Origin of the sequence: Alcaligenes sp. DN25, from assembly GCF_023674485.1 — a bacterium.
Lineage (GTDB): Bacteria > Pseudomonadota > Gammaproteobacteria > Burkholderiales > Burkholderiaceae_B > Alcaligenes > Alcaligenes phenolicus.
In genome coordinates this window covers 2,043,885-2,069,333 of sequence record NZ_CP098408.1, presented here as the reverse complement: position 1 = coordinate 2,069,333, position 25,449 = coordinate 2,043,885, and the positions used below count along the sequence as shown (strand labels likewise).

Below are 25,449 nucleotides of genomic sequence, written 5' to 3'. Positions count from 1 at the left end.
TAAAAAGCGAGGGCTCAATAATCGATACGGGGATCGACCAGCATGTAGGAGATATCAATCAGCAGATTCACCCCTACATACACCAGCGAAAACAGCACGATCAGGCTCTGAATCACCGTAAAGTCGCGCGACAGCACCGCATCCAGCACCAAGCGCCCAAGCCCCGGAATGTTGAAGACCGATTCGGTCACCACCACCCCGCCGATCAGCATGGTGATGCTGATGCCGATAATCGTCAGGATGGGAACTGCCGCATTGCCCAGGGCATGACGTGTCAGGACACGACGCTCGTTCAAGCCTTTGGCACGGGCGGTGCGGATGTAGTCCTCGTTCAAGGTGTCGATCACACTGGTGCGCACAATGCGGGTAATCAGGGCGATGTACACCGTACCCAGGGACACCGCCGGCAGAATCAAATGCCGCAGGTGTTCCCACAGGCCTTCACTCAAGGGCTTGTAGCCCTGTACCGGCAACCAGCGCAGCTCCAGCGAAAACAGCAGGATCAACAAATAAGCCACGATGAATACCGGCACGGAAAAGCCCGCCACCGACCCTGCCATCACAAAGCGATCCAGCGACTTGCCTCGATACCAGGCCGAGCACACCCCTAGCGGAATGGAAATGGCCAGGGTGTAGGCCAGGGTCAACAAGGTCAGCGAAACCGTAGGCCCCAGACGATCCAGCACCAGATCCTTGACCGGGCGGCTGGAGATCAGGGACGTGCCAAAGTCCCCTTGCACCATGCTGCCCAGCCATTGCACAAACTGCACCGGCACTGGCTGGTCCAGCCCCATCTGATGACGGATTTCCGCGATCTGTGCATCCGTCGCGTTATCACCCGCCACCAGTACAGCGGCATCGCCATGTGTCATGCGCAGGACCACAAAGATCACCAGCGCCACAATCAGCAATACCGGGATGGTGGCCAGTACGCGCTTGAAAATAAGCCCAATCATCGCTTCTCCACATTCCAGAAGACCGGAACCGGCGTTTGCAGAAAGCCATTCAGGTTCTTGCGCACGGCGCTGACCATCTTGAACTCACCCAGAGGGACGATCACACCTTCATCCATGATGTGTTTTTGCAAGTCCGTGGCCAAACGCACCAGCTCGGACTCGCCACTGGCGCGGGCAAATTCCATGCGTGTCTTTTCAATGGCAGGGACATCCGGCCAGCCAAACCAGGCCTTGTCGCCGTTGGAGGCCACCGCCATGAAGCTCAGCGGATTGCTGACATCCACCAGCCCGGAATAGGTGGTGATGATGCTCCAGCCCCCCTCTTGCACGGGACGCTTGGAGGTGCGGCGAGTCTGCACGGTTTGCCAGTCCATGGCTTCCACATTGACGGTGAACCCGGCATTGCGCAGTTGCTGGGCAATCACAGGCACCACGGGCGAAGTCAGGAAGTCGGTGGGATGCAGCAAGACCACGGGCTCGCCCTTGTAGCCGGCCTGCTCCAGCAGCTTTTTCGCACCGGCAGCATCCCCCTTGAAGTAGGCTTCAGAACCGGCTTGTGACGGGAAAACGCTGTGGCATCCAAACACGGCACCACACGTTTCAAAGTATTCCGGGTTGCCCACTTGCGCCTGCATCAAGGGCTTCTGGTTCAGCGCCATCATGGCGGCCTGACGCACTTGCTTGTTATTGAATGGCGGCTGCAGGAAGTTAAAGCGCATCTCGGTCTGCGCGCCCCGAGCCGTAGAAGCATTCAGAACAATGTCCGACTCGTTTTGCAGCAGGGGCAAGAGGTCCAGCTGAACCTGATCGATCACATCAATCTCGCCACTGCGCAGCGCGTTCACCCCGGTCATGGCATCGGGCATGGCCACCCAACGCACACGATCTACCTTGACCTGTTTGCCACCGGCCAACCCGCTGGCAGGCTCATTGCGGGGCACGTAGTCCGGGTTTTTCTCGAACACAGCCTGCACACCTGGGCGATATTCCTTCTCCACAAATCGGAATGGTCCCGAACCCACCGTAGAAGTAATCGCCTGACTGACCGGCGTGCGTGCCACATCCTTGGGCATGACAAACAAGGGCAAGGAACTGGGTTTGCCCATGGCGCGCAACGCGATGTCGGTCGGGAAAGAGAACTGCATCACAAAGGAGCGGTCATCCACGACCTCCATCTTGGTCAGGAACTCCGTCATGATCTGGCCCATCTTGTCCAGCTGAATCCAGCGCTTGATGGACTCGACCGCATCTTCAGCCGTCACGGGCGAGCCATCATGCCAGCGCAGGTTTTCACGCAAAGTCATGGTGTAGGTCTGACCGTCCTCGGACACTTTCCAGCCTTCCAGCATCTGGGGTTTGACCTGCCCCTGCGCATCTTCCGCCAGCAAGGTGTCGTACACCATATAGCCGTAGTTACGCACAATGTAGGAGGTAGTAATGACTGGATCCAGGGAGCGCAGTGGCGCTTCCATTACGGCGGTCAGCGTGGTTTGCGCACTGACGGCCGCAGGGGCAATCGCCGTGATGGCAAGGGCAGCCCAGACAGCGGCTAACGATTTGGCAGGACGCAAGCGGTCCTTAAGCAGGTTGCTCATGTTTTGTCTCTCCAGGTAGTTAAAAGCGGTCCGCCTTTGCTCTTGTGGCGGCGGTCCCGTCATCAGGGATTTACTGCTTATTCACGGGCCAGCTCCACCAAGGTCGATAGCAGAATCGAACATCCCGCTATCAGGTCTTTATCGTGGGTAAACTCTGCCGGGTTGTGGCTCAAACCACGTACACTCGGTACAAAAATCATGCCTGTGGGGCAAGAGCGCGCCAGCATCTGCGCATCGTGCCCGGCACCGCTGGGCATGCGCTTGACCGAGCAGCCCAGATCCTTGGCGTGTTGCTCGACCTTGCTGATCAAGCGTTCATCAAACTGCACAGGATCAAAGCGGGCCAAATGGCGATGCTTGATCTGCACACCCTCACGCTCGGCCGCCTGCCGGGCGAAATCCAGCACTTCCTGTTCGGCCTGATCCAGGCTGGCCTTGTCCACATTGCGCAAATCCACGGTAAATACGGCTTTGCTGGGGATCACATTGACCAGATTCGGAAACAGCTCGCAGCGCCCTACTGTGCCCAGTTGCGGCGGGCCGTAACGCTCAGTCAACTGGCGCACAAAACTACCAATTTGCTGCGCCACGACACCGGCATCATGACGCAGGTGCATGGGCGTGGTGCCCGCATGGTTGGAGACACCATGCACCTCAAACTCCAGCCAGCAAATCCCTTGCACGCCAGTCACGGCACCAATATCAATGCTTTCATGCTCCAGAACCGGGCCCTGCTCAATATGCAGTTCCATATAGGCATGCACATCAGGTTGGCCGCAAGGCACGGAACCGGCGTAGCCAATACGCTCCAGATTCTCGCGCACGGTGCTGCCATCAATGCCCACAGTGTCCAGTGCTTCCTGCAAGGACAAGCCACCTTGAAACACCAGACTGCCCATCATGTCCGGAGCAAAGCGCGCTCCTTCCTCATTGGTAAAGGCCACCACTTGCAAGGGACGATCCAGTTGCACATCGGCATCATTCAAGCTGGCCACCACTTCCAGTCCAGCCAGCACACCCAGATTGCCGTCGTAGCGTCCGCCAGTACGCACGGTATCAATGTGCGAACCCGTCATGACCGGCGCCACATCCAGACGGCCAGCGCGTGTCCCGATAATGTTACCGATCTGATCGATCTCCACACGCATGCCCAGATCACGCATCCAGCTGACCACCTGATCGCGGCCCGCCTTGTCCTCATCCGTCAAGGCCAGGCGACAGACACCGCCCCCGTCGATTGCACCAATCTGCGCCAACTGCGCAATACGCTGCAGCAGGCGTTCGCCATTAATGGCTAAACAAGTGCTGGCTGGGCTGTTCATACCGGCTCCTGAGCCAGCACTTCTTTGGCGCTCATACCGACAATGCGCTGATACAGCTCTGCATCGGTATCACCTTCGCTGGCAAAAAATAGGATTTGGCTGTTTTCATCAATACCCAATGCCTGACGCCAGTCCGCTTGCTCGCACGCAGCCATGCAAGCCGCCACACCGGCCACGGCAGACTCACCCGCCACAATCGGCGCATCACCTTTATCGGCACGGGCCAGACGGCGCATGGTTTGCAAGGCGGCATCGTCTTCCAGCGTCATATAGGCATAGGTGCCGGGATCCAGAATTTCCCAGGCCAGCAAGGAGATTTCGCCGCAAGCCAGACCGGCCATCACCGTATTCAAATCGCCGGTGACCGTGACGGGCTTACCTTGAACAGCACTTTGGAACAGGCAATCGGCCTTGTTGGGTTCCACCACAATCAAGCGAGGGCGCTGCGCACCCAGACGCTCCCACATATGGGCGCATACGGCCGCCGCCAAACCACCCACACCACCCTGAATAAAGACGTGAGTCACCGGCTTGCCCGAAGCAATCTGATCCAGCGCTTCCTGCACCATCACGGTGTAGCCCTGCATCACATCCTTGGGCACATCCATATAGCCCGGGTAGGACGTATCGGACACCACAAAATAGCCATGCTCTTTGGCATCTTCAGCAGCTTGGCGCACCGAATCATCGTAATTGCCGGGCACGCGTACTACCTTTGCCCCGTAAGAGGCAATGGCCTGCTCACGACCAGTACTGACATGCTCATGGATATAGATCACGCACTGACAACCGGCATTCTTCGCCCCCCAAGCCACCGAGCGGCCATGATTGCCATCGGTCGCGCAGGTCACGGTCAAACCAGCAATAAAGTCCTTGTAGGCAGGACTCTTCAGATCATCCAGCGTCAGGCTGGCATTGCCGGTATGAGCTTGCAACTGACGCAACAGCAAACGATTGACGGCATAAGCACCGCCCAAAGCCTTGAAGCTGCCCAAACCAAAACGACCGGCCTCATCCTTGTAATACACCCCGCCCACCTTCATCTGCGCGGCCAGGCCGGGCAAATGACGCAAAGGAGTAGGCGCGTAACCGGGCCACTGCACGATGCTGGCCTGAGCCTGCTCGTAGGCGGCCACCGACAAAATCGATTGCAAGGAGGCGTCATATTCCTGGCTATCCTGAACGCAACGAGGGTTCAGATACAGTTGCACCGCGCCTTGCTCCCGAACGGCATGTTTGTTCATGTCTGCTCCACTTTTATGGGTTTAATTATTGGACTTCAAGTCCTGAAAACTGCGATGAATGGATTCAATCTTCTGTAACTTGCGAGCCACCTGGGTCTCGGCCTGCAGGGCCACCCGGCTGACCAGGTAATTGATCAGGCTGAGCGTGCCGGTATGCGAGTCAAACAAGTACTCCCCGCGTGTCGCCACCGTGAACGCGATGTCTTGCGAACGCAGCAAGGAACTTTCCAGACCATCCGTCAAAAAAGCCATCTGTACCGACTCGCCCCGCAGATGCTCCACCAAGGAAGGCAAAAGTACCGAGCGACGACGAAAATCCATCACCAAGGCCAGATCCCCTGCTTCTACATCGGCCAGTTGCTCGGTCAGATGGGCCACCGTGCCCACCGCCAGATGCACATCCGGGCGCAGCTGCTGCAACAAGGAGTGGGCGTAGCACGCCAGGATCTGGCCATTGCGGAAACCAAACACCCAGATGCGTCGTGCTTTCAAAGCGGCTTGGGTGAAGTTGTCCAGATGCTGTTCAGTGATGTTCTGGAAGGTGGTGGAAATGTTCTGTACATCCGCATTGATAAAGGGCGACATATCGGCCTGAATACCGCTGCTGGACATGGAATGTAGACGCTTGAAAGGAGCGCCATCACCCATTTGCTCGCGAGCCGTAACCCGGAACTCGTTAAAACCGTTAAAACCCAAACGCCGGAAAAAGCGCACCGCGGTAGCCGCCGATACACCTGCTTTCTCGGCCAGTTCCTGGGCGGAGTAAGTAGCCAGCTGCCCCATATGAGACAGAACCACATCGGCCAAACGCCGCTCCGCACTGGGCAGGACATCGAGAATATCCAGGATCGAATCTTTGATGACCATGACACAACCTAAAATTGAAATTTGTTTTTCACATAATACTTAATAAAATTTTAATTTCAATTATGGATGCAATGATTTGGCTCCGTATTTACCCTTGGGGACAGGAAAAAAGAAAGAAGGTCATGACCTCACGCCCACCAAGAGTGGCTTTAAACAAGGCCTACAGAGAAAAACAAGGGATAAACCCTTATTGGGATAAATTTCTGTTTCTTGGCAATGAAAGCATAAAGCCCATGATGAAATTTAAATTTCATCATGGGCTTTGGTAAGAGAAATTTCAGCACCAAGGCCGCTTGCAGAAGCCAGAAAAAGCCCGTCAAGTGAGCCTATTGCGCTGGCAACAAAGACAAACAGCGCGTAATCATGATATCGGCCAAGGACAGACTTCTGGCCACACCCCGGGACCAGAGCGCATACATCTGGCAAGCCAGCATGGCATCCTCAACATCAAGCGCCAACAGTTCACATCGATACGCGGATGCCTCTTGCAAGGCTTGTCGCATCACGCCCCCATTTTTAACGATCGTTAGAAATGGGGGGGATTACCCGATGACAAGTACTGAGACAGCTCACGCCACTCCTTGGCAAAGTAATAGTGCAGGAAACGCTGCTGGGCATGCCAGCGCACCCGTCTGAACAGACCGGCACCGGCACGAGCCTGGCGATGCGCCACAATATCGCGCCAGAGTTGGTCGGGTTCAAACCCGGTCCAGATTGAAGGGATGGGGGCAAGCGCGTTGGAATAGCAAACCGGCGCCACCCACTCGAACAAAGCCCTTTCTACATGGTGGACCGAAAAGTACTTGGCCACGTTCGCAATAGCCTGGTAATTAACCGGCCTATCTACAAACAATTCCGACAAGGCTTCACACAACGCCTTATCGCTTGGCTGATCACTCAAGATGTAACTCCTTCTCTCCAGCCATTTCCCCCTTTGATAATGAAGGGAACTACCATAACATCCAGCGACACACCGTCCGGTGGTCCAGACGATACTGGGCAGCTAAGGATCACGCCCCTATCTGCGTTGATCAATACGTCTGTGCAACTTCTAGCTTGAATGCTTCCGTATGCTTCGCCATATAAAACACCCCAAAGCTTGGATGGGTATCAAACTTTTGGGGTGCAGTTCAATTTTTCAACAGGCGGGCATTTTTGCGTGTGGAAATGCTTAATTCTTCCAGCATCCGCCGTTGAAGCCTTGCCAGGTACCAAGCTGTCTCCAGAAATTAACCCGAATGTGCTCGCTTGCCGGGATTTTTCTTGCTGCGGGTATGCGCACCACGTTCCTGGCTAACACATTGGCCCCGGAATTTCGTGCTGAGGTTCACGCCTTTGGGAGTGGCAGGAGGAGGAGTACGCTTACGGTCGGCCTCGGTAACAATTTTGGTGCCCATGGGAATCTCTCCAGTTTGGTCAACTTGCGTTTATTTTGCGTTCGCTCGGTTTAATCTCGGCCACAGGAATCATCACGGATAACCTGTCACCTCATCCAGCATAACAGGCATTGAACCAACCGGCCCCATAACCATGCCCCCCCCTCGCAAGGCCAGATGTCTGGACGTACACGCACTTTGGTATGGTTGCAGCAGTAGCCCCTACCCTTTCAAGGCACGAGCCGTATGTGTTTTTCCATACAAGGGTGAACCCATAGCGAAATGAATGCCTCTGGTGGGCTGCCAAGTGACGAGCGGCCCAACCGTGAGAGGATTTGTACCAATGTCCAGCCAATGCCGGTTTCAGCGCAGTGCGAGTACATGACTTAAAGCACACATTTGGGCGACGGCTGCGTGCTGCGGGAATGCATTTGGCAAACAGGCAAGTTCTGCTAGATCCCACGAATGGGTCAATCACAACCGACTATTCAGCCGCTGATTTGTCCAAATTGCTGAACGAAGTTGAGAAGCTTGCCCACAATGCCGAAAAAGCGCCGGCGGTTACGCTTCTGAGAAGACGGGGTGATCGGTGAAAAACGAGTCCCCACAGAATCCCCACAGCAATGAACAAGGGCTTACAGCAATAATGCTGTAAGCCCTTGATAAATATGGTCGGAACGGAAGGATTAGAACCTTCGACCCATTGCACCCCATGCAAGTGCGCTACGCCCCGAAAGAATCAAGCCCCGACCCTGTTTGCTCTGTTGTGCAAGCTTTTTCTTAAGAAGCATCTAGCTTAGGCCGAGTGGCTTACTACAAAAAACCTGGTGGTTTACATCAAAAGGCCAATTACCGCCAGAGGCCCAGACTCCTAGGATACCCCTTAAGACCCTTCTGTTCGCTCAGTAACGAACAGTGGCAGGACGTACACACAAACAACAAGGGGAAGAGAAGTGTCCAGGCGATCAATAAAAAGACAAGCTCTGCAAAACGTCGGTCTCTTCCCAGCCAGAACCTCGTTTCTGCGCCGGTTCTGGCTGGATTCCTTTACCCTGCTGGTACTGACCGCGTGTAGCACCAGCCTGTATGCCGCCTCCTACGAGGATTGGATCAAACAGGCACGCCAAGGCCAATACCAATCCGCCATTGCCGGCTTGCAGCAGTACCGGCAACAGCATCCGCAAGAGACACGTGTCCAGCTTGATCTGATGCGCATTCATGCCTGGGCAGGCCAGCCGCAAGAGGTCATCCGCCTGTACCAAAGCTGGCCGACCAACCTGCCCTTGCCGGCCGATGTATTGCTGCTGACAGCACGCGCCTACAAAGATGCGCGCCAATGGACACCGGCCCAAAACCTGTATCGGGAAGGAATGCGGCGCTTTCCACAACAAGCCGCCTTCACCATGGGCCTGTGCATGAGCCTGGCCGATGCCGGACTGACTGCCCAGGCCTTGAGCTGCGCCCAGCAACTGCAGCCGGCCACACGCCAAAACACCATGTACCTGCTGACGCGCAGCTACATCTACCGCGCTGCCGGCCAGAACTACGAAGCCCTGCGCGTCAGCCAGGACGCTCTGGCTGTCCAGCCAGACAAAACCGATGTTATCCGGGATTATGACCAGTCCCTGCATGCCGCCGGACTGCACCGCCAGGCGATGGAATGGCAAACACAACATCCCGACATCTTCTCGAACGCAGACCTGGCTGACCGTCAAGCCGACTATGCCGCTGAATTGACACGGCTGTCGCCCCAGCCCACACGCACACTACCCGAACGTTTTCTGGTCGCCAATCGAGCCATCGCGTTGCAAGACAAACTGGCTGACAGCGCCAGCTTTCTGGGTAACCCCGCTTTCGCCCGCCGCATCCGTGGTGACCGTCTGATTGCGATGGACACACGCGAAGACGCACCCTCTACAGTAGACATTGCTCCCGAACGGGCGGCCCAATATCCAGGCTATGCCTATGCCTCGCTAGGAGCCCTGCAACTGCGCGCCCGTCACCCCGAACAAGCCGTATCCAGCTACGAGCGGGCGTTGGCCGAACCCTCGCTGGACGCAAAAACACGCACACGCTATCAAACCGGATTGGCCTTTTCCTTGCTGGAGTCTGGCCGCGAAGATCAGGCACTGGCATTGGCCGAGCGCATGGAAAAAGACATGCCCGCCACTCGGTGGCTACGCGGGAATCCAATCCCCCAGCCCAATCCAGGCTATACCGACGCCTTGATTTTGAAAAACTCGCTCTATACCTATACGGGTTTGCTCAAGGAGGCGCGCGAAAATCTGGGCAAGGCCAGCGCACAGGCACCGAGTAACGTCAACCTACGCGTGCCGCTGGCCGATGCCCAGCGCATGTCGGGCATGCCACGGGCGGCGGAACGCAATCTGAAGATCGCCGAAACCTACGCGCCGCGCCAAGAAGACGTCATCATCAGCCAGGCCCAGACCGCCCTGGATCTGCACGAATACCGCCAGGCCGAAGAACTATTGGCGTATGCCAAAGCGCACTACCCCACCAATATGCGGGTCGCGGAACTGGAAAAAGACTGGCAGTCCTACCGCAAGAATGAATTGATCCTGCGCAGCGGTTTTGAAACCAGCAACGGCGGCGATATCTCGGGCAATGACGGCATTCGCACCGAGGCGCAATGGTACAGCGCCCCCATCAACTACAACTGGCGCGCCACCGCCCTGGCCGGTCACCTTGATACCAGCGACGAGCTTGGTCACAACGTGAACTGGCAGGGAGCCGGCCTGGAGTACCGCGGCCGCGACTGGCAATCACAGTTGACAATCAACAACCAGAACTGGGGTCAGGGCAACAAGATGGGAGCCAGCCTGCAGCTTGATCACGAGCTGAGCGATCACTGGAGCATCGGCGGCACCCTGGACTATCGCACCCTGGATATTCCGAATCGCGCCCTGGCCGCAGGCATCACGGCCAACCAGGGACAAGTACGGCTGCGCTGGAAAAACGGCCCCGAACAATGGGTGCAAGCCGCCTATACCGGGACAAAATTCTCTGACAACAACGTACGTCAGAGTCTGCAGATCACAGGTAACCAACGCATCTACACCAGCCCGCGCATCAAGGCCGACGCCCAGCTGGAACTATGGGCTTCCGGCAACAAAGACGAAGACAGACCCTACTACAGCCCACGGCGCGAATACATGGCTGTGCCTGCCCTACGTCTGGAGCACCTGCTTTACCAACACTATGACGAGCGCCTGACCCAAGCCCTCACACTGGGTGTGGGCTTACATCACCAAAGCGGCTATGGCAATGGCACCGTAGGTTCCGTCGCCTACGAACTGAACTACCAGCACGACCGCAATCTGGAAGTCGGCCTGCGCCTGCAGGCCCTGTCCCGCCCCTATGACGGCCAGCGCGAACAGCAGTACAGCGGCATGGTTGAACTCAAGATCAAATTCTAAGCGGCCACGACAATGAGCACACGAATCCTGACCCTTCTGATAGTGGCCTTCAGCGCCCTTTTATCCGCCTGCAGCGCCAGCCCGCCGGCCCTGTATGTACCGCCCGAGCAGCGTCGCCTCGAACAACAAGAGCAGCCCTGGCGCAATGACGAGCTACTCATCATCGCCTACCACGACGTGGAGGACCACGATCCTAACCAGGCGTACCTGAGCGTCAGTACCGAGCACCTGCGCCAGCAGTTTTCCTGGCTACAGGAAAACAACTATGTGCCCGTCAGCGTAGAGCAGATTATGCGCGCCCGCCAAGGTGTGGAGCCTCTGCCTGAAAAGGCAGTGCTGCTGTCATTTGACGACGGGTATCAAAGTTTCTATACCCGCGTGTTCCCGCTGCTAAAAGCCTATCACTGGCCTGCGCTGCTGGCCCCGGTCGGCAAATGGTTGGACACCCCCGACAACGAAAAAGTGGACTTTGGCGGTCTTCCCACCGAACGTTCGCGCTTTTTGCACTGGGCACAAATCGACGAAATGGCCAAATCCGGTTTGGTGGAAATCGGCGCGCACACCCAAAACATGCATTACGGTGCCATCGCCAACCCACAAGGCAATATCCAGCCAGTGGCTGCCGCACATCGCTACCTGACCGATCAGAAACGCTACGAGACCGATGCCGAGTACACCGCCCGCTTTCGCGAGGATGTGCGCGCCATCAGTGCCCGCGTCAAACAGCACGCCGGTAAGCCGCCGCGCGTCTGGGTCTGGCCCTATGGCCGGATCAGCGGCCTGGGCCTGCAAATTCTGGAGCAAGAAGGCTATCAGATGGCCCTGACGCTGACCGACGGCGTGGCCAATGTCCACGACCCGATGAATATGCCCCGCTATCTGGTGGATAACGACCCGGACATCAGCACCTTTGCAGGCTTTATCACCGCCCGTGAAGACCGTCAGGCCGAGCGCGTGGTGCATGTGGATCTGGATTATGTGTACGACCCCGATCCGGCGCAGATGGAACGCAACTTGAGCGCCCTGGTGCAACGCATCGCAGACCTGAAACCACGTAGTGTCTATCTGCAAGCCTTCGCCGACCCCACAGGCGATGGCCTGGTGCGCGCGGTCTACTTCCCCAACCGCCACCTGCCCATGCGCGCCGACCTGTTCAATCGCACGGCCTGGCAATTAAGTTCGCGCGCCCACGTCAATGTCTTTGCATGGATGCCCGTGCTGGCCATCGAGACGTCCGAGCCGGCGCAACGCGTGCTGCAATGGCATGCCGACGGCAGCCCACCTTCCCTGCCCACACAAGGCTACCGCCGCCTGTCCCCCTTTGACCCTCGCACTCGCCAGATCATGGGCGATCTGTACGAAGACCTGGGACGCAGCGCCATCTTCTTTGGTGTCGTATTCCATGACGATGCCACGCTGACCGACTTTGAAGATGCCTCGCCCGCCGCCCTGGACGCCTACGAAAACGCCGGCTTTGGCAGGGACATCAGAACGATACGAGCCAATCCCGAGCAGTTTGAGCGCTGGACGCGCTTTAAATCACAAACCCTGATCGACTTGACCCGGGAACTAGCTGATCGGGTACGCAAGCAGCGCGGCCCGCAGATCAGTACGGCCCGCAATATGTACGCTCTACCGGTTCTGAAGCCCCAGAGCGAACAGTGGTTTGCCCAGAACCTGAACGATTTTCTGCAAGCCTATGACTGGACTGCCGTGATGGCCATGCCCCGCATGGAAGACATCCTCGATCAGCATGCCGTGACCTGGCTGAACGAGCTGGTCGATAAGGTGGCCAGCCACCCAGAAGGCCTGCGCCGCACCGTGTTCGAAGTGCAATCGGTCGATTGGCCCGGCCAAGGTCAACCATCCCGTCCGCTGGACTCCCATCTAGTGGCCGGCTGGCTCAATGCACTGACGGCAAGAGGGGCGCGACATGTCGGCTATTACCCCGACGACTTTGTCAACAATCAGCCCAAGATGAACGTGATTCGTCCGGAAATCACGATTGAATGGTATCCAACAAAAAATGATTGAACGACTGATCGCCCTATTGGCCCTGTGCCTGATCGTCGGAATTCCCCTGGGAATCACCGTCGCCCTGACCAGCCACCTACTGCTCTACTTCATCTTCATGTACCCGCTGTTCATGTCGGGCATATGGATAGGCGGCGGCTTGATCTTCTGGTTCCAGCATGAACGCCGCTGGACCTATAAACCACACGCCCCACCCGAACTGGAAGGCATGCCGCTGGTCAGCATCCTGATCCCCTGCTTTAACGAACAGGCCAACGCCCGCTCTACCATCCTGTCCGCGCTGAACCAGGTCTATCCCAACATCGAAGTCATCGCCATCAACGACGGCTCCAGCGACCGCACCGCCCAAGTGCTCAATGATCTGAGCGAGGAGTACGACAAGCTGCGCGTCATCCACCTGGCCCAGAACCAGGGCAAGGCACTGGCCCTGCGCATGGGAGCCCTGAGCGCCAGCGGCGATTACTTCGTGTGTATAGACGGGGATGCTTACCTGGACCCGGAAGGCGTCAATTACCTGGTCGCCCCCATGCTGCGTAACCCGGAAGTCGGTGCCACCACCGGTAATCCGCGCATCCGCACGCGCTCCACCCTGATCGGCCGCATCCAGGTTGGCGAGTTCTCCTCGATCATCGGGCTAATCAAGCGCACGCAGCGCGTCTACGGAAAAATCTTCACGATTTCCGGCGTGATCGCAGGCTTTCGTCGCCAGGCCTTGGACGAAGTGGACTACTGGAGTCTGGACATGATCACCGAGGACATCGATGTGACCTGGAAGTTGCAGCTGGCCGGCTGGCAGGTGTTCTATGAGCCGCGCGCCCTGTGCTGGGTGCTGATGCCCGAAACACTGAAAGGCCTGTTCAAGCAGCGTTTGCGCTGGGCTCAGGGCGGTGCGGAAACCTTCCTGAAATACACCCCGCAGGTGCTGCGCTGGGAAAACCGCGGCATGTGGCCCCTGACCCTGGAATACCTGTGTTCGACCTTATGGAGTTTCGCCCTGGGCGTAGCGATGCTGATCTGGTTGCTTGGACAAATGCTCCACTTGCCTGCCGCCACCCAGATCGACGGCCTGTTCCCGCCCTCGTTCACCGGTATGGTGCTGGCCGGCATGTGCCTGCTGCAGTTCGCCGTCAGTATCTGGATCGACCGTCGCTACGAGCCCGATCTGCCCCTGACGATGTTCTGGATCATCTGGTACCCATTTGCCTACTGGTTGATCAATTTTTTAACCACGCTGTGGAGTTTCCCCATGGTCATGCTGCGCCTGCGTCGCAAACGCGCCCGCTGGAGCAGCCCCGACCGGGGTATCAAGGAGCTGTCATGATCATCACGACCCAACGCCATCCCATCACTCGCTGGATAGACCGTCTACTGACCATCGCCGGCTGGTTCGTCTTCAGTTACCTGATCGCCAAAGGCTTGCTCCTATTGATCGGTCACACCATGGACAAAGCTGGCTACGAACAGATAGATCCGATCTTCCCAACCCTGACCACCTTTCTGTTCTACGGGGCGGTTCTGCTGACCAACGGCCTGCTGCTGTTGGCCTGGTCACGCTGGCGACGCCAGCAGCGCCAGCAGCGCCACCTGCGCCAGGCCCTGTACCGCCAACGCAGCCGCTCGCATCGCGTCAAGCAGCCCCCCCTGCCGCACTTTGATCACGAGCAGATCGATACCGTGCGCCACAGCCGCATCGTCGTGCTCTACAACGCCCAGGACGGCGCGGTACAGCATGTAGAAGCAGCCAATCCGCTACCCATGCAGCAGGCAACCGGCCCACACGACGGAGAACCACTGACACCGCTGATCTTTCGTCCGCGCGCCTACCCCAAACAGCCTACGCCGAATCAGTAGCACCGACGCAAAAACAGCCCTGTGCAAGGGCAAACAGCCTAGGAAATGCGGCTCATGTAATTGCAGATGGCCGTCTCTACCATAGTCAGTAACGCCGATGTATCAAGCCGTAAGGCGAAGGAACAACAGGTGCTGCAATGACAAAACCATACCAACAAGGGGCCGTGCTCCTGGCAATGCTGTGTGTCATGAGCAGCGCCGCTGCGCAACCAGGCAGAGATACCAGCAAGCCCAAACCGGCCAACTTCATGGAAGCCATCCGGCAGGCTGAAGTAGTTCGCAAGAACCTGTTTGACGATCCGCTCGCGGGCATCGTCATCAACCGCACCGTAACGGTGCAAGGACAAGACTTTTACCGCTACTTCAGCAATCGCTGGCGCGAGCTGACCGGGGCCAGTCCCTTCACCCTGACGGTGGTGGAGCGCCCGTCGGCCCGCTGGGGCAGCGAAATTTGGGTCGAATACCGCCGCCAGCGCATGTATCACGCTTTTCTCACGCCCGCGCGTTCCGGCACAAAGAAGGCCAGTGAGCGGGCTGTGGATCTTGTTCTGGAAAACGTCAATAAAAGCGAGATCGAACGCGTACTCACCAACAACCCGGACCTTGCTCCGGACGAACTTTAACAAGAGAGACATAACGTGAAGACCTTCCTGCCCCTTGCCTCTGTTCTGCTGACCGGTGCGCTATTTGCTCCCGTCCACGCAACCGAACTGATATATACCCCCGTCAATCCCAATTTCGGCGGCAGCCCGCTCAATGGGCAATGGCTACTGAACTCGGCCCAGGTCACCAACAAGCACACGGACCCCGACGCCGAAGACCTGGGCTCATCCTTTGAGCAGCGCACGCCCTTCCAGGACTTCAACGATCAGTTGGAGCGCTCGGTACTCAGTCGCCTGGCCTCGGCCGCGTCCTCGCAGTTTGTGGACAGCAACGGCAAATTTGTACCCGGGACCTTCGAGACCGGCAGCTTTACTGTCAGCGTCGTCGATATCGGCGGCGGAGCACTGACGATCACCACTACGGACCGGATCACCGGCGCTTCCACTACTTTCCGAGTGATGCAACCATGATGAGCACAGTGACCGTCCTGAACGCGCGCCCAACACGCCTGTTAAGCGTGCTGGCCCTGACCTGGGCCCTGGCTGCCTGCGCCGTCCCCTCCACCCCGGCCGAAGTCAAAGGCTCTGCCTACCTGACGCCCGCCTCGCCAGCCACACACGATCTGCTGGAGCTCCCCGCGCCCGCCCAGCGCCTGACCGTGGCCGTCTACGGGTTTCGTGACCAGACCGGCCAATACAAGCCCAATCCGGACAGTTCCTTTTCCACCTCAGTCACCCAGGGAGCCGCCGCCCTGCTGGTCAAAGCCTTGCGTGACTCGCGCTGGTTCACTCCGGTCGAGCGCGAAAGCCTGCAGGAACTGCTGACCGAGCGGCGCATCGTGCGCGCCCTGGACGGATCGCAGGAAAACGGCCAGCGCACCGCCATTAACATCCCGCCGCTAGCCCCGGCCGAAATCATGATGGACGGAGGCATCATCTCCTATGAAAGCAATGTGCGCACGGGCGGCGCGGGCGCACGCTTTCTGGGCGTAGGCCTGTCTACCCAGTATCGGGTGGACCAAGTCACGGTCAACCTGCGGGCCATCGACGTGCGCACCGGCAACATTTTGCAAAGCGTGTCCACGACCAAGACCATCTTTTCCTACGAAGTCCGGCCCAGCGTCTACAAGTTCGTGAACTTCAAAGACCTGCTGGAAATCGAGGCTGGCGTAACCAACAACGAACCGGCCCAGCTCTCGGTCAAAGAGGCCATTGAATCGGCGGTGGTGCATCTGATCGTGCAAGGCATGAAGGAAGGCCAATGGCGACTGCAAAACGAGGCCGACCGTAACAACCCCATCGTGCAGAACTACATGAAGCAAAACGAAACCTATCGCAGCATGCGCACCCAGACCGCTGTGGCCGCTCCTGAGGCCACGCAAGCCAATGAGGCCACAAGCGATGAGGTGCAGACAGCTCCAGTCACCGGCAGTTGAACACGAGCAGACAGCGCGGTGGTTCCGAGAAGACCGGCCACCGCTCTCTTTCCTAACAACGGTCTTCGACATGCACTGAGGAGAAGTATATGAACGGCAAACTGTCCACATTAGCTATTGCCCTGGGCACCGCGCTGGCCCTGCCCACACTGGCGCTGGCTGACAACGCCACCGTGACGCAGACCGGCAATTTCAACAAAGGCGTAGTTCTTCAAAACCACAACGCCAACGCCAACGCGACCATCGACGTGAAGGGAGACCGCAACGACGATTACATCAACCAGTGGGATAACGGTACGGTTCGCACCACCGTGAAGGTCATCAACGGCAACGACAACAAGGCCGTGGTGGAACAAAGCCGCAGCGGCGGCAACTCCACGATCACCATCACCCAGTCACGCAACCGCAACGACGCCTTTGCCAGCCAATGGCAGGCCAACGGATCGCAAATCGGCATCAAGCAATTACGCTCGGACAACAAGGCGGTTGTGGAACAAGTCCGCAGCACTGGTGACCAGGCCTGGGTAAACCAAACGGGACAAGCGGGCGATGCCTATGTCAATCAATACCGAACCCGTGACGCACTGGCTGTCATCAACGACAGCGGCGCGCGCAACGACTCAGTCATTGAGCAAGACAACAGCAGCCATGTCAACGCCTTCATTACCCAATCGGGGTACAAAGGAGATGCGTACATCAATCAATACAAAAGCATGAGCTCGACCGCCAGCATCACCGACAGGGGCAAGTACGACAAAGGCGTGATCGATCAGTGGAATGTCTCCAACTCGAACGCCTCCATCGTCCAGGGCGGTGGCCACAAAAATGATGCCACTATCAGCCAAACCGGCACGTGGTGGGGCAATTCGGATCGCCTGCACGCCAGTATTGTCCAGATCGGCTCGCATAACAAAGCCGTTACTGAACAGACCGGCTACAGCAACGACAGCAACATCATCCAAAGTGGCCTGGGCAATGACGCCTATAACTCCCAAGCAGGCATCGGCAACGATTCCTACATCAGCCAGAGCGGCGGCTATAACAAGGCCGTGGTTACCCAGGTCGGTTTCAACCTGGATTCGTCGGTTATGCAGAACGGTTGGGGCAACCGTGCCCAAGTGGTGCAAAGCGGCCTGAACCACAACAGTACCGTCACCCAGACGGGTAATTTCAACAATGCGTATGTCAACCAACATTAACCGGCTGACGTAAGCCAAATGTCAGCGGCAATATGTTATATAGTAGGCGCCGCTGACAACACTCAAGCTATTGATATGTAAGCGGTTTAGGGATTATGGAGCATAGGAGTAACCCGAGTTTATAAGGCTTTCCAGATACCTGATCCGCGCTTTTGGGCACGGTATGGCGTTTAAAACATCAAAATTTAACCAAAACAAACAATGATTAACAATTTCACATGATTCGCCCGTTCTGAATGCGGCTAGCCATCTGAAAATTAGGCTGCCAATAGGAATGAAAAAAGAAAATACCCATAACTACCAAAGACAATGACACATGCAATCGAACCAACAAAAGGCTTATTCAACGTAATGACATAGAGCCCATGACGCAGCGAGGGAGACATAAAATGACAACAATTATCATCGTAGAGCCACACACCTTATACAGGTTGGGTATCGTACGGCTGCTGGCAGACACCCTGCCCAGCGCGGAACTGCTCAGCATGGACTACGAATCTATGGAAACCGGTCTGCAGACACGATGTTGTGAGCTGCTGCTATTGTCGGTGCCATCGGCCAAGGCCTGTTTGAAGCTGCTGGCTGATGCGTACCGCAGCCTGCAACCCAGCGCCGTACTCCTGATAGCCGACTCCCACTACGCCTTGCCTGCGCTTCAAGACATGCCTGCCGGCGTTATGGGACATTTGCTCAAGACCGCCACACCGGAATTAATGGCGGCTTCGATCAATCTGGTGTTGGCCGGCGGCTCCTGTTTTCCATCGCCTGCGCCCCAGCGTCAAACGATGGCAATGACCACGACTGTAACCCAGCCATCGAGTCCATCGCCGTCCCAAGCTCATTCCGACAAGCTGATTACGTCCTACGAGCCCATACGCTGGCCACCCGCCGATCCTGAGACAGACCATCTTGACGAAGCGCGGCTGCTGGGCCTGACACCGCGCCAGTATGAAGTGCTGGTGTTATTGGCACGAGGCATGACCATCAAGGGCGTGGCCCGGCAGTTGAATATTTCATCGGCTACAGCCAAGGCGCATGCTGAAACCCTGTATATGCGGATGAACGTACACAACCGTAACGAGGCCGTCTATCACGCGGTCTCCAAAGGAGCCAGGCTAGGGATGCCCAACACCCACATCGAAAAAGCCTGCTAACCGCAGGCTTTTCTATTACAGCATTCCTAGTTGCAAGCGAGCTGATTCACTCATACGTTCCCGGCTCCACGGTGGATCCCAAACCAGATCCACTACGGCCTTCTCTACGCCCTGGATAGTCTCCAGCTTGTAGCGGGCCTCATCGGCAATCATGGTGCCCATACCGCAACCCGGAGCCGTCAGCGTCATTTCCATGGTGATGGAGAACGCTTCTGGACCAGTCTGCTTCACGTGACAAGCGTACACCAAGCCCAGATTAACGATATCGACCGGAATCTCCGGATCATAAACGCTAGCCAGCACAATCCAGGCGGCGTCTTCAATGGTTTTTTCGCTCAGGGGCAGCTCGGGTACAAAAACCTCGGGCTTGTCCTGGGCCTCAAAACCCAGCGCATCGGCATCGACACCTTCAATTCGGTACAGGTTGCCCTCTACCATCACGGTATAGCTGCCACCCAGCTTCTGGGTAATCGTTGCTGTACAACCCGCCTCGATCGTAACGGGAGCACCGTAAGGGATACTGACAGCCGGACAATCCCGGCTGACCAGCACATCATGTCGTTCAAAGTAGCTCATGGCTTGTTTGCGCCTTTATTCGGTTTGCGCGGTTTCTTTGGCCTGATTGATGGCGTTATGCAGGGTATGCCAGGCCAGAGTGGCACATTTAACCCGTGCGGGGAATTCACGCACACCAGATAACACTTCCAGCTTGCCCAGATCTCGATCGGGATGGGCCTCTGTCAACATGGCGTGCATATCTTGAAATAGAGACTCAAACTCGGCCAGACTCAGGCCTTTTACGGCTTCGGTCATCAAGGATGCCGAAGCCTTGGAAATAGCGCAGCCATGCCCCACAAAGCTGACTTTTTGCACAATGCCGTCTTCAACCACGGCGTACACAGCCAGTTGATCCCCACACAGCGGATTGTGGCCATTGGCAAAATGACTGGCGTTTTCTATTACTTCAAAGTTACGCGGGCTACGGTTATGGTCAAAAATGACCTCTTGGTAGAGCTCGCGCAGCCCGTTGAAATCTTGGCTCATTTAGCCAACTCCAAATAGTTTTTGAGCTTTGCGCAGGCTGCCCAGCAAAGCATCAATATCAGCGTAATCGTTGTACAAGGCAAAGGAGGCACGAGCCGTACCTGGAATGCCAAAGCGCGTCATCAAGGGCATGGCACAGTGGTGACCGGCACGCACAGCAACGCCGTCCATGTCCAGAATCGTGCCCAGATCATGCGGGTGAATACCGTCGACCAGGAAGGACACAATGCCTGCCTTGTGTGCGGCCGTACCAATAATGCGAATGCCAGGCATGGCCAGCAAGGCTTCGGTGGCGTAGTCCAGCAACAGCGCTTCATGGTCGGCAATACGCTGCATGCCTATACCCATCAAATAATCGATAGCGGCAGCCATGGTAATGGCACCAGCGATATTGGGCGTACCTGCCTCAAAGCGCTGTGGCACAGGGGCGTAATTACTTTGCTCGAAACTGACGGTGGTGATCATGTCACCGCCGCCCATCCAGGGCGACATGCTGTCCAGAATCTCGTAGCGCACGTACAAGGCGCCCATGCCGGTAGGACCGTACAGTTTATGGGCCGAAAACGTGTAAAAATCCGCATCCAGGGCTTGTACGTCCACCACACCGTGGGGAACGGATTGGGCACCATCCACCAGCACCTTGGCGCCGACGGCATGCGCCTGACGGGTCATTTCAGCGATGGGGTTGATCGTGCCCAAGGCATTGGACACATGGCCCACAGCCAGCAGGCGGGTTCTCTCGTTGAGCAGTTGCTTGAAGGCTTCCTGATCCAGCTCACCGTTATCCAGCACAGGCACCACGCGAATAACGGCACCGGTACGCTGGGCAACCAATTGCCAAGGCACGATATTGGAGTGATGCTCCAGGCCGGTCAGCAGAATCTCGTCGCCTGTTTTCAGGTTGTCCATGCCCCAGCTATAGGCCACCAGGTTGATGGATTCTGTGGTGCCACGCGTAAACACAATTTCTTCGTCGCGCGCGGCATTCAGAAATGCCCGCACTGTACTTCTGGCCTGATCGTACAGCTCAGTAGCATGCTGAGACAGCCAATGCACACCACGGTGGATGTTGGCATTGGACTGCTCATAGAATCGCGCCTCGGCTTCAATGACCGAGCGCGGCTTTTGCGTCGTCGCGCCATTGTCCAGATAGGACAGGCGTTGGCCCCGGATGGGGCGAGCCAGGATAGGAAAATCCTCGCGGTGATTCAGCAAACCAGCAGCAGTTACGGGCATAGGCGCATTCATGCAAGATCTCCAAGGGCAAGACCGCCAGGCAACAAAGCATTAATACCGACTGTGGCACGGCTACGCAGGCTCTCGGACGCAATGCGCTCCAGAGACTGAGCGGCAAATGCGTAAATCAGCATATTGCGTGCATCTTCCATGGTCATGCCACGCGAGCGCAGGTAGAACAGGCTATCTGCATCCAGCTGACCCACAGTGGCACCGTGTGCACACTTGACGTCGTCGGCGTAGATTTCCAACTCAGGGCGGGAGTCTGCACGTGCCATCTTGGACAAGAGCAAGCTGTCCGAACGCTGTACCGAATCCGTACCATCCGCGCCCTTGCCTACCAATACGCGACCACTGAACACACCGCGGGCGGTGTCGGCCAAAATGCCACGGTAGAACTCACGGCTTTGGCAGTTAGGCTGAGCGTGATCAATGATGGTGTTGTGGTCCACGTGACGGCGGCCATCCACAAAATACAAACCATTGAACAAGGTTTCGCAGCGCTCGCCGTTGAAAACAGTAGCAATATCGTTACGGGCTATACGGGCACCGAAGGACAGGGAGTGCGAATTGAATACCGAGCCACGACCTTGCTGCACATCGATTGCGGCCAGGTGGAAGTCTTGCAAGGCTTCCTGCTGCAACTTCATGTGTGTCAGCTTGGCATCAGGCGCCACGTTCAGGCGAGTCACGACGCTGCTCAAGGAAGCATCCGTTCCTTCCTGACCTACATAGTGTTCAACCACCGTTGCACTGGCACCGGATTCCAGAGAAATCAGGTTACGCGTGAAGCTGGCGCTGCCACCTTGGGTGCGCACAAAAACCAGATGAACAGGCTGCTCCAGGTGCTTGCCCGCAGCGATGTGCAAGGCCGCGCCATCCTGGGCCAAAGCCAGGTTCAAGGCCGCGGTCGAGGCGCCCAGGGACTCATCCCCGTAAGCCTGCTGCAACCAATCTGCATCTTGCTCCAGACAGGTACTGAGCGAGGCCAAACGCACGCCTGCTGGCAACTCATTCAGGTGCGACAAAGCCGCATCGTAGTGACCATCCACAAAGACCAGGAAGTACCCGTCTTCTTGCTGGCGCACTGACGCCACCAATTCCGCGGCCGAAGCCGATTTCTGAGGAGCAAAGCTTTGCTGTTCCAGCAAAGCCAAGGAAGTGTGATGCCAGGCTTCAATACGCGTGGTTGGCCAGCCCTCTTGAGCGAAACGATCCAGCGCGCGCTGACGCACGGCGCTTAGCCATGGCAGGCCGGCTCCAGGTGCTTGTGCAGCCTGAGCGGCAAAGCTGTTGACCCAATCCGGCAGACTCATACCGCAGCTCCCTTGGCTTTTTGTTCGGCAGCTGCTTGCTCCAGCACCCAACCGTAGCCACGCTCTTCCAGTTCCAGAGCCAATTCACGGCCACCGGAACGAATGATCTTGCCGCCGGCCAATACGTGCACAAAGTCAGGCACGATGTAGTCCAGCAGACGTTGGTAGTGAGTAATCACCAGCAAGGAACGCTCGGGGGAACGCAGACGGTTCACGCCGTCAGCCACCACACGCAAAGCGTCAATATCCAGACCGGAGTCGGTTTCGTCCAGGATGGCCAGCTTGGGTTCCAGCAGGCTCATTTGCAGAACTTCGTTGCGTTTCTTTTCGCCGCCGGAAAAACCTTCGTTCACGGAGCGGTACAGAAACTCTTCGCGCATGCCAACCGTCTTCATTTCCTCTTTGACACGCTTGAGGAAGTCCATGGCGTCCAGCTCAGGCAAGCCCTGATGACGGCGCACGGCGTTCACGGAAGCGCGCAGGAAGTAGGCGTTGGACACACCGGGAATTTCGATGGGGTACTGGAAGGCCAGGAACAGACCGGAACGGGCACGGTCTTCAATCTTCATTTCCAGCAGGTCTTGACCCAGCCAATCAACCGAACCGCCTTCCACGGTGTAGTCTTCACGACCGGCCAGAACTTGGGACAAGGTGCTCTTGCCCGAGCCGTTCGGGCCCATGATGGCGTGGACTTCACCGGGCTTGATTTCCAGGTTCAGACCTTTAAGGATAGGTTTATCTTCAACCGAAGCGCGCAAATCTTTAATCGTCAGCATTTCATTATTCTCCTTAACCTACACTGCCTTCCAAGCTGACGCCGAGCAAATTCTGTGCTTCGACCGCAAACTCCATGGGCAATTCTTTAATCACTTCTTTACAAAAGCCGTTCACGATCATGGAGACGGCATCTTCGGCAGTCAGGCCGCGCTGCATGGCATAAAAGAGCTGGTCCTCGCCAATGCGCGAAGCGGTTGCTTCGTGTTCCACACTGGCGCTGGGGTTCTGCACTTCCATAGTTGGGAAGGTGTGTGCAGCGCAGCGCTTGCCGATCAGCAGCGAATCACACTGGGTGTAATTGCGGGCGTTTTCTGCCTTGGGGGTAATACGAACCAGACCGCGATAGGTATTGATACCTTGGCCAGCCGAAATCCCCTTGGAGATAATCGTGCTGCGGGTATTGCGACCCATATGAATCATTTTGGTGCCGGTATCGGCTTGCTGGCGGTGGTTGCTCAGGGCGACCGAGTAGAACTCGCCTTGGGAATCATCGCCGCGCAGCACCACGCTGGGGTATTTCCAGGTGATGGCCGAGCCAGTTTCAACCTGCGTCCAGGAGATGTGCGAACGTGCGCCACGGCATTCGCCACGCTTGGTGACGAAGTTGTAAATACCGCCTACGCCGTCTTTATCGCCGGGGTACCAGTTTTGCACGGTGGAGTACTTGATCTTGGCGTCGTCCAAGGCGACCAGTTCCACGACCGCTGCGTGCAATTGGTTTTCATCGCGCATCGGCGCCGTACAGCCTTCCAGATAGCTGACCGAAGCGCCCTCTTCCGCAATGATCAAGGTGCGCTCGAACTGGCCGGTGTCGCGAGCATTGATACGGAAGTAGGTGGACAGCTCCATCGGGCAGCGTACGCCTTTGGGGATGAACACAAAGGAGCCATCGGAGAATACGGCCGAGTTCAAGGCGGCGTAGAAGTTGTCGCTAGGAGGGACAACCGTACCCAGATACTTTTTCACCAGTTCCGGATATTCACGCACAGCCTCGGAAAAGGAACAGAAGATCACGCCCACTTCTTCCAGCTCTTTGCGGAAGGTGGTGGCCACCGAGACTGAGTCAAACACGGCGTCAACTGCCACACCGGCCAGACGCGCGCGCTCGTGCAAGGGCACACCCAGTTTTTCATAGGTGCGCAGCAATTCAGGATCCACCTCGTCCAGGCTCTTGGGGCCGTCGGCCTTGCTCTTGGGCGCGGAGTAGTAGCTGATGTCCTGGAAGTCGATAGGTGGATATTCCACAATCGACCACTTGGGATACTTCATGGTCAGCCACTGGCGGTAAGCAGCCAGGCGCCATTCCAGCATGAACTCCGGTTCGCGTTTTTTCGCGGACAGGAAACGGATGACGTCTTCGTTCAGACCTTTCGGTATGGTTTCAGACTCGATGTCGGTGACAAAGCCTGCCTCGTAATCACGATCGAGGAAGGTGTCCAGATGTTCGTTGACGGTACTCATTCGGTTAACTCCACGTTGGAGGTGTTCGCCTTGTTTCTGTTTTTCAATTCGGGACCCGGCTTGTGTGTCAGGGGAAATTCGTTAACGGGCACGCGTATCATGTCTGCAACACTGACCTCTTCCAAGGTGCGTCGGACAATATCGTTGATACGCTGCCAATTACTGCGTATATGGCAATCTGACTCCACGGAACAGGCTCCAGGAGTAGCTACACATTCAGTCAAGCCAAAGGGCTGATCTTCCAGTGCATCAATAATCTGCGCTACACTTATCTGTTTGGCGGGGCGGCCCAACACATACCCTCCGCGTGCGCCTCTGCTGCTGATGACCAGCTCGTGCTGGCCCAGCAGTTTAAGCACCTTGCTGACAGTCGGTTGGCCCAAACCCAGGATGGCGGCCAAGTCAGACGCACTGAACACACGGTCTGGATCGCCAGCCATGTGTGTCAGCACCAAAGTGCCGTAATCAATGATTTTACTGATTCGCAGCATTCCTTCTCTCTGAACAGGTCGTAGAGCCATATAGTACCGCTTTGGTACTAT

23 protein-coding genes are annotated in these 25,449 nt (G+C 56.9%); 9 read left to right on the top strand and 14 right to left on the bottom strand.

Going from position 1 to position 25,449, the window contains the following annotated elements:
* Positions 1–14: 14 nt before the first annotated feature.
* The 7 genes from NBV64_RS09675 to NBV64_RS09645 all read right to left on the bottom strand — a co-directional run bounded on the left by NBV64_RS09675 (position 15) and on the right by NBV64_RS09645 (position 7,381).
* Complete coding sequence (locus NBV64_RS09675; protein WP_009454334.1) at positions 15–956, bottom strand: ABC transporter permease; 942 nt, start codon at positions 954–956, stop codon at positions 15–17.
* Complete coding sequence (locus tag NBV64_RS09670; protein WP_009454336.1) at positions 953–2,551, bottom strand: ABC transporter substrate-binding protein; 1,599 nt, start codon at positions 2,549–2,551, stop codon at positions 953–955. Before NBV64_RS09670 ends, NBV64_RS09675 begins: the two co-directional genes overlap by 4 nt.
* Positions 2,552–2,628: 77 nt before the next feature.
* Entirely contained in the window at positions 2,629–3,873 is a 1,245-nt protein-coding gene (locus NBV64_RS09665) for a Zn-dependent hydrolase (RefSeq protein WP_250757209.1), read from the bottom strand.
* Positions 3,870–5,117: a diaminopropionate ammonia-lyase gene (locus tag NBV64_RS09660; protein ID WP_021446636.1), complete on the bottom strand. Its 1,248-nt coding sequence runs from the start codon at positions 5,115–5,117 to the stop codon at positions 3,870–3,872. The genes NBV64_RS09665 and NBV64_RS09660 overlap by 4 nt, the downstream gene beginning before the upstream one ends.
* Positions 5,118–5,138: 21 nt before the next feature.
* The gene (locus NBV64_RS09655) at positions 5,139–5,984 is read right to left on the bottom strand and encodes a MurR/RpiR family transcriptional regulator (protein WP_250757208.1); all 846 of its coding nucleotides are present in this window, start codon (positions 5,982–5,984) and stop codon (positions 5,139–5,141) included.
* A 526-nt stretch (positions 5,985–6,510) separates the two neighbouring features.
* Positions 6,511–6,885, bottom strand: a complete 375-nt coding sequence (locus NBV64_RS09650; RefSeq protein WP_009454340.1) for a DUF7079 family protein — start codon at positions 6,883–6,885, stop codon at positions 6,511–6,513.
* Between the two features lie 328 nt (positions 6,886–7,213).
* Entirely contained in the window at positions 7,214–7,381 is a 168-nt protein-coding gene (locus tag NBV64_RS09645) for a hypothetical protein (RefSeq protein WP_009454343.1), read from the bottom strand.
* A gap of 932 nt (positions 7,382–8,313) precedes the next feature.
* On the opposite strand from NBV64_RS09645, the gene pgaA reads away from it, so the two are divergent.
* From pgaA to NBV64_RS09600, 9 genes are all read left to right on the top strand, one after another.
* Positions 8,314–10,797: a poly-beta-1,6 N-acetyl-D-glucosamine export porin PgaA gene (pgaA, locus tag NBV64_RS09640; protein ID WP_250757207.1), complete on the top strand. Its 2,484-nt coding sequence runs from the start codon at positions 8,314–8,316 to the stop codon at positions 10,795–10,797.
* Positions 10,798–10,809: 12 nt separating this feature from the next.
* Positions 10,810–12,831: a poly-beta-1,6-N-acetyl-D-glucosamine N-deacetylase PgaB gene (gene pgaB / locus NBV64_RS09635; protein ID WP_250757206.1), complete on the top strand. Its 2,022-nt coding sequence runs from the start codon at positions 10,810–10,812 to the stop codon at positions 12,829–12,831.
* Positions 12,824–14,152 (top strand): poly-beta-1,6-N-acetyl-D-glucosamine synthase, encoded by a 1,329-nt coding sequence (gene pgaC / locus NBV64_RS09630; RefSeq protein WP_021446639.1) that lies wholly within the window; start codon positions 12,824–12,826, stop codon positions 14,150–14,152. The genes pgaB and pgaC overlap by 8 nt, the downstream gene beginning before the upstream one ends.
* The gene (gene pgaD, locus NBV64_RS09625) at positions 14,149–14,682 is read left to right on the top strand and encodes a poly-beta-1,6-N-acetyl-D-glucosamine biosynthesis protein PgaD (protein WP_009454351.1); all 534 of its coding nucleotides are present in this window, start codon (positions 14,149–14,151) and stop codon (positions 14,680–14,682) included. Before pgaC ends, pgaD begins: the two co-directional genes overlap by 4 nt.
* A gap of 137 nt (positions 14,683–14,819) precedes the next feature.
* Positions 14,820–15,305 carry a curli production assembly/transport protein CsgE gene (locus tag NBV64_RS09620; RefSeq protein ID WP_009454353.1) on the top strand — a complete coding sequence of 162 codons (486 nt, stop codon included), beginning with the start codon at positions 14,820–14,822 and terminating at the stop codon, positions 15,303–15,305.
* A 15-nt stretch (positions 15,306–15,320) separates the two neighbouring features.
* The gene (locus tag NBV64_RS09615) at positions 15,321–15,755 is read left to right on the top strand and encodes a curli assembly protein CsgF (RefSeq protein ID WP_121738856.1); all 435 of its coding nucleotides are present in this window, start codon (positions 15,321–15,323) and stop codon (positions 15,753–15,755) included.
* Positions 15,752–16,720 carry a CsgG/HfaB family protein gene (locus NBV64_RS09610; RefSeq protein WP_031232101.1) on the top strand — a complete coding sequence of 323 codons (969 nt, stop codon included), beginning with the start codon at positions 15,752–15,754 and terminating at the stop codon, positions 16,718–16,720. The genes NBV64_RS09615 and NBV64_RS09610 overlap by 4 nt, the downstream gene beginning before the upstream one ends.
* Before the next feature lie 89 nt (positions 16,721–16,809).
* A complete protein-coding gene (locus NBV64_RS09605) occupies positions 16,810–17,919 on the top strand; it encodes a hypothetical protein (RefSeq protein ID WP_009454359.1) in 1,110 nt (369 codons plus the stop codon).
* A 389-nt stretch (positions 17,920–18,308) separates the two neighbouring features.
* Positions 18,309–19,073 (top strand): response regulator transcription factor, encoded by a 765-nt coding sequence (locus NBV64_RS09600; protein WP_009454362.1) that lies wholly within the window; start codon positions 18,309–18,311, stop codon positions 19,071–19,073.
* Between the two features lie 15 nt (positions 19,074–19,088).
* Here the strand turns inward: NBV64_RS09600 and sufT are convergent, their stop codons facing one another.
* From sufT to NBV64_RS09565, 7 genes are read right to left on the bottom strand one after another with little or no spacing between them, the layout of a single operon-like run.
* Positions 19,089–19,649: a putative Fe-S cluster assembly protein SufT gene (sufT, locus tag NBV64_RS09595; protein ID WP_009454364.1), complete on the bottom strand. Its 561-nt coding sequence runs from the start codon at positions 19,647–19,649 to the stop codon at positions 19,089–19,091.
* Positions 19,650–19,664: 15 nt separating this feature from the next.
* Positions 19,665–20,117, bottom strand: coding sequence for a Fe-S cluster assembly sulfur transfer protein SufU (gene sufU / locus NBV64_RS09590; RefSeq protein ID WP_009454366.1), 453 nt, complete (start codon positions 20,115–20,117; stop codon positions 19,665–19,667).
* Positions 20,118–21,365 (bottom strand): cysteine desulfurase, encoded by a 1,248-nt coding sequence (locus NBV64_RS09585; protein WP_250757205.1) that lies wholly within the window; start codon positions 21,363–21,365, stop codon positions 20,118–20,120.
* Positions 21,362–22,669, bottom strand: coding sequence for a Fe-S cluster assembly protein SufD (sufD, locus tag NBV64_RS09580; protein WP_250757203.1), 1,308 nt, complete (start codon positions 22,667–22,669; stop codon positions 21,362–21,364). Before sufD ends, NBV64_RS09585 begins: the two co-directional genes overlap by 4 nt.
* Positions 22,666–23,445 (bottom strand): Fe-S cluster assembly ATPase SufC, encoded by a 780-nt coding sequence (sufC, locus tag NBV64_RS09575; protein ID WP_009454372.1) that lies wholly within the window; start codon positions 23,443–23,445, stop codon positions 22,666–22,668. The genes sufD and sufC overlap by 4 nt, the downstream gene beginning before the upstream one ends.
* A gap of 13 nt (positions 23,446–23,458) precedes the next feature.
* The gene (sufB, locus tag NBV64_RS09570) at positions 23,459–24,907 is read right to left on the bottom strand and encodes a Fe-S cluster assembly protein SufB (protein ID WP_009454374.1); all 1,449 of its coding nucleotides are present in this window, start codon (positions 24,905–24,907) and stop codon (positions 23,459–23,461) included.
* Complete coding sequence (locus NBV64_RS09565; RefSeq protein ID WP_003800349.1) at positions 24,904–25,398, bottom strand: SUF system Fe-S cluster assembly regulator; 495 nt, start codon at positions 25,396–25,398, stop codon at positions 24,904–24,906. Before NBV64_RS09565 ends, sufB begins: the two co-directional genes overlap by 4 nt.
* Positions 25,399–25,449: the final 51 nt, after the last annotated feature.